Genomic DNA, 1109 nt, shown 5'->3' on the forward strand with positions numbered 1-1109 from the left:
TTTTAAGGGTTTCTATAGGGGTTGTACCTTGGTTTTCTGTGCTGTTCTGCAACGGGTTGGCATCTATCCACCGTTGAAGCTCGGAAGGATCAATTTGCCACCTACCCTTTCCGTCTTTTTCTGCTGAAATTTGGCCGTTATTAAGAGCTTTTGATAATGTTCCTTTTGCTCTGCCCGCATGTTTTGCGGCTAGTCCAAGTGTAAGTTTCATAGTGTTCATCGCCTGTTTTCATTAGGGTTGTAGTGCGGTTTTATACTGTTCACCGTAACGGGTCTCTGAACACTGGGGAAGGGCATGGGGGCAGTCATCCACAGATCATCTTTCGCGGTCATTTTCAGCTTCACGCTCACGATCTGCCCGCAAGGAACGCCAGTCCTTCTCGCCACCCGTTTGGTCGTGCGCCTTCTGAAACCCGTCCCTGCTGCTGTCGGGTGAACGGGTGGTTTCCCTCTCAAAGGCTGGCTCTGCCTCTTTCTGACGCTGCTGTTCCAAAACCGTTTCGAGCTTCTTGTCGATCAGGTTGTTGAATGGCGCGGCGGCACCAGCTCCAAAGCTCGCCAGCTCCCGCTCGTGATGGGCTTTGAACTCAGCTCGCACCTTGTCGGCTATGTCCTGTGGGCTTTTGCCAGTGATGCTCTTGATCTTGGTGAAATCGAGTTTGGGCGTTCGTTGGTCGGCAATCCGTCTGTCGATCTCGTCCCTGACGGTTTTCTGCTGTTCCTCATGCTTTAGCGCAACGTCGCGCCGCACTTCCTCGTCGCGTGTCCGCATCATCTCCTTAACTTCCTTGCGGTCTTTGTCGCTCTTGATCCCTTCGATCTGTTTCTGACGCTCTTCTTCCCGCGCTTTTTGCGCCTCGTCGGCTTTCTGTGATAAGTTGAAGTCTTTGTTTAATTTGGAATTTTCATCGTTTTTCATAGGAGGACTCATGTATGAGGAAAATCAAAAGGTAGTTCACCTGCATCAGGCAGAATTTGATGCTCTGGCCGAAGAGGCAATGGACTATGCCTTAAAGCAGATCGCAGAACACAAAGCTCTCAAGGCGGCGGACGTGCTGCGGGCAATCTATCAGGCATGTGTCGTCGTGGGGCATGATATGAGCATTTTC

At 51.1% G+C, this 1109-nt stretch carries 3 protein-coding genes; 1 reads left to right on the forward strand and 2 read right to left on the reverse strand.

Annotated elements, in window-relative coordinates; all coding sequences use genetic code 11:
* Both BM174_RS20975 and BM174_RS20730 read right to left on the reverse strand, forming a co-directional pair.
* The coding region (locus BM174_RS20975) for a helix-turn-helix domain-containing protein (protein WP_143092524.1) at positions 1–211 on the reverse strand (211 nt) is incomplete at its 3' end.
* A 105-nt stretch (positions 212–316) separates the two neighbouring features.
* The gene (locus tag BM174_RS20730) at positions 317–919 is read right to left on the reverse strand and encodes a hypothetical protein (protein ID WP_093925679.1); all 603 of its coding nucleotides are present in this window, start codon (positions 917–919) and stop codon (positions 317–319) included.
* Between the two features lie 10 nt (positions 920–929).
* On the opposite strand from BM174_RS20730, the gene BM174_RS20735 reads away from it, so the two are divergent.
* Positions 930–1109, forward strand: a 180-nt coding sequence (locus BM174_RS20735; RefSeq protein WP_143092525.1) for a hypothetical protein, incomplete at its 3' end; no start/stop codon positions are given.

Source organism: Sulfitobacter brevis, from assembly GCF_900112755.1.
GTDB classification, from domain to species: Bacteria; Pseudomonadota; Alphaproteobacteria; order Rhodobacterales; family Rhodobacteraceae; genus Sulfitobacter; species Sulfitobacter brevis.

Bases quoted from the DNA above. Each gene is read 5' to 3' on its own strand.
- BM174_RS20730 (WP_093925679.1), bottom strand. From the start codon at position 919: ATGAAAAACGATGAAAATTCCAAATTAAACAAAGACTTCAACTTATCA.